The 8209-nt window shown below is 29.4% G+C and carries 7 protein-coding genes; 4 read left to right on the top strand and 3 right to left on the bottom strand.

The genetic code is table 11. From position 1 onward, the window contains the following. The first annotated feature begins 192 nt into the window (after positions 1-192). From Q0V08_RS09100 to Q0V08_RS09085, 4 genes are read left to right on the top strand one after another with little or no spacing between them, the layout of a single operon-like run. Positions 193-651, top strand: coding sequence for a tRNA (cytidine(34)-2'-O)-methyltransferase (locus Q0V08_RS09100; RefSeq protein ID WP_023051903.1), 459 nt, complete (start codon positions 193-195; stop codon positions 649-651). Positions 652-653: 2 nt separating this feature from the next. Continuing rightward, positions 654-1142: a dihydrofolate reductase gene (locus tag Q0V08_RS09095; protein WP_297434112.1), complete on the top strand. Its 489-nt coding sequence runs from the start codon at positions 654-656 to the stop codon at positions 1140-1142. A 55-nt stretch (positions 1143-1197) separates the two neighbouring features. Further along, positions 1198-2496: an outer membrane protein transport protein gene (locus tag Q0V08_RS09090; protein WP_297434110.1), complete on the top strand. Its 1299-nt coding sequence runs from the start codon at positions 1198-1200 to the stop codon at positions 2494-2496. Between the two features lie 23 nt (positions 2497-2519). Continuing rightward, complete coding sequence (locus Q0V08_RS09085) at positions 2520-3095, top strand: TetR family transcriptional regulator (RefSeq protein WP_297434108.1); 576 nt, start codon at positions 2520-2522, stop codon at positions 3093-3095. A 54-nt stretch (positions 3096-3149) separates the two neighbouring features. On the opposite strand, the gene Q0V08_RS09080 is transcribed toward Q0V08_RS09085, so the two are convergent. From Q0V08_RS09080 to Q0V08_RS09070, 3 genes are all read right to left on the bottom strand, one after another. After that, a complete protein-coding gene (locus Q0V08_RS09080) occupies positions 3150-3848 on the bottom strand; it encodes a hypothetical protein (RefSeq protein ID WP_297434106.1) in 699 nt (232 codons plus the stop codon). 18 nt (positions 3849-3866) lie between these two features. Beyond that, on the bottom strand, positions 3867-6158 hold the full coding sequence (adiA, locus tag Q0V08_RS09075; protein WP_297434104.1) for an arginine decarboxylase: 2292 nt from the start codon (positions 6156-6158) through the stop codon (positions 3867-3869). 134 nt (positions 6159-6292) lie between these two features. Continuing rightward, the coding region (locus Q0V08_RS09070) for a DHHA1 domain-containing protein (protein WP_297434103.1) at positions 6293-8209 on the bottom strand (1917 nt) is incomplete at its 5' end.

Genomic DNA, 8209 nt, shown 5'->3' with positions numbered 1-8209 from the left:
CTTCTGACTATTTTCTCTATTCGGTTGTTAATGTCCTTTAGTTTTCGTTCGTCTGCGGTATTTCCCGCTGACAAAAATTATAGTACCATAACTTTTAAACTAAGTCAACAACTTTTTTTATTTTGTTTTATAATTATTTTATGATAAAATTACATATATTTTTAATATATATTATTTTTTTAGGAGGATTTTATGAATATAGTACTAATGGAACCTGAAATTCCTTACAATACAGGTAATATTGGAAGAAGTTGTGTTCTTACAAATACAACTCTACACCTAATTAAACCTTTAGGATTTTCTTTAGATGAAAAACAAATAAAAAGATCTGGTCTTGATTACTGGGAGTTAATCGATTTAAAAGTATGGGAAAATTATGAAGAATTAAGAGCAGCTTATCCTGAATCTAACTTTTATTTTGCCACTACTAAAACTACACAAAAATATTCAGATGTGAAATATAATCCAAATGATTTTATTGTTTTTGGTCCTGAGTCTAGAGGAATTCCTGCAGAAATTAGAGAAGCTAATAAAGAAACTTGTATAACTATTCCAATGATTAAAATGGGAAGATCTCTTAATCTATCAAACTCTGCTGCTATAGTTCTTTATGAAGCACTAAGACAAAATAATTTTGATTTAGGTGAGTAAGCATGCTTTCACTCATCGTAGCAATGGATGAAAATAATTTAATTGGTAATAACAATTATATGCCTTGGGATATCCCTGAAGATTTAAATCTTTTTAAAGAGATTACTAGTGATAGTATTGTGATTATGGGAAGAAAAACTTTTCAATCAATCGGAAAACCTCTTCCTAACAGAATCAATTTTGTTTTAACTAAGGATAAGAATTTTTTTCACAAAGATATTCAAATATTCAACTGCCCAGATAACGCTTTAAAAGAAGCGTTATCTTTACAAAAAATTACTAATAAAAAAATTTTTATTATTGGCGGTAAAACTATCTATGAATATTTTTTGCCACTAATTAATGAATTTCATTTCTCCTATATAAAAGGTAAGTTTTTAGGAGATACCTCTTTCCCTAAAATAAATACTTCTAGTTTTCATATAGTTAGTACTAGAGAATTCAAAGATTTCATCTATATACACTACATAAAAAACACTTGTAATTTTTAAAAACATGTGTTATATTACACTAGTAATTGTTAAAATACTAGGGAGGATTATATTAATGAACAGATTTAAATTATCGTTACTAGCTCTAATAGCTAGTTTAAGTGTTTCTACTATGGGAGCATCTATAGATCATATTCAAAACTATTCAGCTGAATACGGTGGAAACCCCGCACAACAAGGTGCTATAAATGTAGGATCTACAGTTTATTTCAACCCAGCTGGTTTAATGAGATTAGAAAACGGAACTTATGTTGTTGGTGGAATCCAATATGCCTTTGGTGATCAAAATATGAGTCAAGGAGGAAGAGATTTTTCAACTAACCTTTCTTCACCTATACCAAACTTTGCTCTTTATAAGAAGACAGATGATGGAGCTTACTTCTGGACAATGGGAGGAGTTGGAGGTGGAGCTGAGTTAGAATATAAAGATAGTATTCCTTTACCTGATGTTATTCCTGGAAAAATAAATTTTAATGATTTACTAACTGGAACAAATGTTAAAGGTTCTAATGTGTATGCTCAAACTACTTTAGGAAAGGCTTTTAACTTAACTGATAAATGGTCAGCTTCATTAGCTGTTAGAGGTGTATATGGTAAAAGAACTTTAAAAGCAGATACTACTTTAAAAACATCCATTCCTTTAATTCTTTTAACTGGAAATCTTGCTGACCTTGGTAAAAACGCTTTAAATAAAGGCGACGCATCAATTGATTCTGAAAGAGAAGCTTATGGATTTGGTGGACAATTCGGTCTAAACTATGCACCAAACGACAAATTAAACATTGGATTTAGATACGATACTAAAGTAAAATTAAGGTTTAAAACTAAATCTGATATTTCAGATTCTACAAAAGGAGCTCTTGGTATAGGTGTATCAGATGCGCTTTTAGGACTATATCCTGTTTATAAAGATGGAGAAAAACTTAGAAGAGATTTACCTGCTTTAGCTGCTCTAGGAGCGTCGTATAAAGTTACAGAGCAATGGACTACTTTTGTTGGTGGAAACTATTACTTCAACGAATCAGCTACTATGGATAGAATAGGAAAAACTAATGTAGATTATAAAAACGGATGGGAGATATCTGTTGGATCTGAGTACTGGTTTACTCCACAAATCGCTTGGCTTGTTGGATTTAACTACGCTGATACAGGAGCTCCTGATAAGAGTTTCGCAGCTACTGAATACGCTTTAAACTCTACAATGTTAGGAACAGGAGTTAAATATAGACCTAACGAAACTGTAGAATGGACTGTTGCTTTTAATCATTATATTTATGATTCAAGAACAGTTAATGATATAAAATATGAAAAAGAGATATCTAGTATAGGTATCAACTTTGTAAAAAAGTTTTAACTTGTAAAATTTAGGAGGAATTAATGCCCAAAAAAGCAATTTTTAAAAGAGAACAAATACATGAAAAAGCTTTTGAGATGTTTGAAAAACACGGTTTAGATGACATTACCGCAAGAAATTTGGCCAAAGCTTTAAATTGTTCTCCAGCTCCAATCTATAGCTGCTACTCTTCTATGGATGAGTTAAAAACAGAACTTATAGAAAGAGCTAAGAAAATTTTCTTAGAGTATGTTATTAGACCAGAAACTGACATGGTCTTTCTTAATAGTGGTATCGGACTTTGTGCATTTGCGAGAGAAGAGAAACAACTATTTAAGTCAATATTTCTTAGAGATAATTCATACGGTAATCTTTTAAAAAAATTCAGAGATCTTATAAAAGTAGAGATGGAAAAAGATGAGAGATTTGAAAATTTACCAACTGAGTTTAAACACGACCTTTTTCTAGATTGTTGGTTATTTGGACATGGTTTAGCTACACTCATTGCAACAGATTATTTTGAGAATCCTACAAATGACTTCATTAAAGATAAGCTTTTAAACAGCGCTGCTGTAATGCTTTATAAGAAGTTAGATGATTTTAATTCAAAAAATAAATAGTTTTAACAAAAAACCATGAGATGAAATTCTTAGTACTTCATCTCATGGTTTTATTTAATTCTTTATTTCTTCTACCTCTTTTTCTTCTAATTTTTCAATTTTTAAAGAATATTTCGATGCTAAACCAAATGTAATTGTTAATATTGATGTTATTAATATATATATTAATAGAATATAATAGAATATTCCTTGAGCTAGATACATACTTAATGTCACTGCGATTCCAAATATAAAGTCTACAAAACCATCTAAAATCAAAACTCTTTTTATCACTACTAAAGTTTTATTATGAGTTATTCCTTCCGGTTCATAAATTTTAGTTACAATATGACTTATGCCTCTAAAGGTTAAAAATGTTCCTATATAAAATATTACTATATAACCTTGAAGCTCCACTTTTGTAGCAGTAACTTTTTCTATTGCTAAACTAACCTCTTCTATCAAATTTCTTTCTGCTATTAAAAGTTTATTTGAAAGAAGTAAAAATCCAGAAAAAGATTCAAGTATTCCCCAAAAGAATATTTCACCCCAATGGAACTCTTTTTCTCCTATTCCAGAAAAAGAATAAATCAAATTTCCTATTCCTGTTAAAAGAAATAAAAATCCTAAAACTTTTACTACATCATCTAAAAATATTCCATTTCCAATTACTACTATAGCAACATAACCTAGAAATATCATACCAACTATTATATGATAAAACCACTGTTCTCTTAAAGACTTTCTTATTTTTGTAGTTAATTCTTTATACATGGTCTCACCGCCATTTTTTTATTTCTTTACACAAAGAACATTATATTCTCCACCTATTACCGCTGTTCCCTCTGTTTCATGTTCAAATCCTGGGAATTGTTTATCCCATGTAGCTAGAGCTCTTAAATAAGATATTTGAGCACTATTCGCTGCACCAAAACTTTCTCCTGACATTAGCATTGGAATTCCAGGTGGATATGGTATTACAGCATTTGCTGCTACTCTTCCTTCAAGCTCTTTGGCTGGAACAAGTTCTACTTCATTTTTAACTATTTTATTATACGCTTCTCTAGGACTCATAACTTGCTCTGGTAATCCTGAATAAGCTTCATTTAAGTATTTTCCTAAATTATGCTCTTTTAGATATTGGAAGATTTCACCTCCTAAATCTTTCATTCCTAAATCTCCGTATCTCTCTTCTCTTCCTTCAACCAATTCTGGGAATATCTTTCTTAATGGAGTATTATTATCATATTCTCTTTTAAATGAAACTAATAAGTCTAATAATGTCCCCCATTTGCCTTTACTTATTCCCATCGAGAACAAGAACATTATTTGGAAATCAGTTGTTCTTGTTGGAACTACGCCGTATTTTGAAAAATAATATGAAATCAATTGAGCTGGAACACCCTTCTCTGCTAACTCTCCATCTTCATTCATTCCAGGAGCTAAAATACTTACTTTTATAGGATCTAACATTGCCCAATCCTCAGGTAACTCTTGGAATCCATGCCATGTATCTTTCGGATTCATTCTCCAACAAGATTGTTCTGTCATTAATAACTCTGTTGGAGCATCTTCAAAATTATAAACTTTTCCTGTTTTTGGATCTTTTACTGTTTCAGCATTCCAAGGTTTAAAGAACCACTCACCTTCTTGCCTATATTCTTTATGATATTTTGCCACCATTTTTCTAAAATCAATAGCTTCTTTCAACACCTCATCTGTTAAAACTTTACCTGTTTTACCTTGCATCATTGCTGCCCCAACTTCATTTGATACTGCAATTGCATAAAGAGGTGAAGTTGTAGCATGCATCATATAAGCCTGATTAAAACGTTCCTCTATTATTGGATTTTTTCCTTTTCTCATATGTACATACGAGGCTTGAGATAAAGCATTCAATAATTTATGCGTTGAGTGTGTTGCAAATACTGTTGCATTACCTTTATAATCTTTAGCTTCTCCTCTCATTGCATAGTGATTTTTATACATTTCATTAAACCTAGCATATCCATACCAAGCTTCATCAAAATGTATTCTCTCTATATATGGTTGAAACAAATCCTCTACTTTCATTGCGTTATAACAAACTCCATCATAAGTACAGTTTGTTACAACTGAATATATTGGATTTTGTAACCTCATCTTTTCAGGGATTAACGGACTTTCATTTATTTTTTTAACCACTTCATCTTTTGTCATTTCACTTGGTAATATTGGTCCAATTATTCCATATCTATTTCTTGTTGGTTTCATATAAACTGGTTTTGCTCCTGTTATTATTAATCCTTGCTCAATAGATTTATGACAATTTCTATCCACTAAAGCTATATCTTCATCCGTTAGAACTCCCTGCATTATTGTTCTATTAGAGCCTGAAGTTCCTACAAGTACATTATATGATCTATCAGCTCCAAATACTTTAGCTGCTAATTTCTCACCCTCTAAAAACGCTCCTGTATGATCTAACAGTGATCCAATAGATGTTCTTTCTATTCCTGTATCTGATCTAAATAAATTTTCGTCATAAAAATCAAAAAATCTTCTTCCTAAAGCTGTTTTTGTAAATCCAACTCCTCCTTGGTGCCCAGGAGCAGCCCAGGAATATTCAGCTACTTTATTATAATTAAATACAGCTTTTGTCAACGGAGGTAATAAATTATCATTATACCTCTCTACTGCCCTTTGAATTCTCTCTCCTAAGAATCCTATCTCTTCTTGTAAAATCCAAATTATCTCTTCTACATGCTCATAAACTTCTCTACTTAGATTTTCTAAAGCATCAGCTTTATGCGTTAATAAAAATACAGGTACACCTTCTTGACTTTCATGTAACTTATTTATAACATCTACCGCTTCTTTTTCCTCTCTATTATTTGGCCAAGATAATAATAAGCAATCTATGCCCTTATCGTATGTCACTACATCTTCTAGATCCTCATATGAATCTGAAGTATAAACACCCATACATCTTCTTTTTATCTCATCTACTAATTCTTCAATTCTATTTCCAATCTCTGTTCCCTCTTTTATCCCCTCTTTAAATAACACAACTTTACTTCCATCACCGTAAACTATTTTCTTCATAAAGTTTACCCTCCTTTTATCCAAATAAATTTTTAAGATTTATTTTTTATTTTTTAACAAACAAAAACAGGAAAATTATTCTCTTCCTGTTTTTTCTATTTTTTTATGAACTTTCCTACTTTAATAATTTCTTTTTATAAAATAATTTTTATATCTTCAGAAGCAAAAGTTTTTTCTCCTTTTTTTATACTATCAATTATTCTTTTTTTATCTTTTAATGGAAGCATTATACTAAAGATATTTTCATGATATTCTAATTCATCTACCCCAACTACTTCTACATTCGAAGGAATTTTATAATCATCTTCTATATATTCAGAAGTATTACAATAAATCTTATTATTCGTTATAAACAAATTATAATTGCTCGCTTCTAAAATTTCATTTCCCATATAGATATAAAAATCATAACCCTCTTCTTTCATCTCGCCCTCTTTTACAATCCCTACTTTTTTTCCAAGCATTTTATAATATATCTCTATTGTTTTTACAACCGTGTTCATTCCTCTTCCCGATTTACAACTAACAACTACATTTTTCTTATCTTTAAATATTGTTTTTAAAACTTTTTTTTGTAATGAATTATATTCTAAATCTCCTATTAAAAACTCTTTTATCTCTTTAAATATTTTTCCAGTTTCAAAAGATAAAGTTTTAAACTCATCATCTTTATCTATCCAAATGTGAACATTATAATTTTCATCTTTTCTTATTATTTTATCAATCTTAATGTTAAATTTATATCCGTAATAATCATTCAATTTTTTTAAAACTAATTTTGTTTGGTTATCTAAAAATCCAATACTATTTCTTCCAATATTAATAGAAACTTCTTCATTGATAAAACTAATGTTTAACTTTTCATTCTCTAAATCTCTTCTTGTATAAAAAATAGATTTTATAGGAAACTTTAAATTATATAAACTTTCTAAATCTTTGATATCATTCATAATTTTTTTAGATGGTTTTATATCTTCTATAAAAATTTTGTATTGGTATTTATCTTTATACGTCTCCATTTTAAGTTTAAAAGCTACATCAATCTCTTCATTATTAAGTATTGTTTCAAGCATATCTTCACTATTAAACCACACACAATTTTTCATTTCTACCCCATTTTTTATTAAATCCATCATTAAATGATTCTTTTCTTTACCAATAGCTCTAAAGTTTGTGTACTTACAATTTTTAATAGCAAACATTGGTGAAGCATTTCCAAAACCATATGGCTCTAATAAAGATAACTTATCCATTAAATCAAAAGATATTTTTATCATTGAAAGTTCACAATCTATTTTTATAGGTTTTTTTGTATCCTCACTATTTAAGTTTTCAATAGCATATTCATTTATTTTCTTTGAAAATTCCTCTATATTTTCAATAGCAATAGAAAATCCAGCCGCTCCTGCATGCCCACCATATTTGATAAATATCTCTCTCATTGAATTTAAAGCTTCTATCATATTAAAAGCTTCTGTACTTCTACATGAAGCTGTTGCTATCCCTTCTAACGGCTTTATTTCCATAATGATTGTAGGTTTGTAATATCTATCTAAAATTTTTGAAGCTACTATTCCTATAACCCCATGATGAAATTTTTTCTCTGCAACAACAATTACACTATTTTCATCTAATTTTTCATTTTCAATTTTATCTATAGCTTTTTTTAAAATTTCTTCTTGAATCTCTTTTCTTTCACTATTTTTATTAATTAATTCATATATTAATTTGTCACATGTTATATGACAATCACTGACAAAAAGTTCTACTGCCATTTTAGCATCTTCTAATCTTCCAGCAGCATTAAAAATAGGAGCTATTATAAACCCAACATCATATGTATCAAATTTTTTCTCCATAGGGTTTTCAAACAATCTCTTCATAAGCATGTTTAACCCTTGCCACTTACTACTTTTTAGAAGCTCTAGTCCTCTTTTAACTAAAAGTCTATTTTCTCCCTTCAATGGAACTATGTCAGCTATTGTTCCAATAGCTACTATATCTAAGTATTTATATATTTCATTTTTTTTATCTAATTTTTTATACAAAGC

It is taken from the genome of uncultured Cetobacterium sp. (assembly GCF_947038635.1).
Taxonomy (GTDB): Bacteria; Fusobacteriota; Fusobacteriia; order Fusobacteriales; family Fusobacteriaceae; genus Cetobacterium_A.
This window is presented reverse-complemented; position numbering and strand designations above follow the sequence as displayed.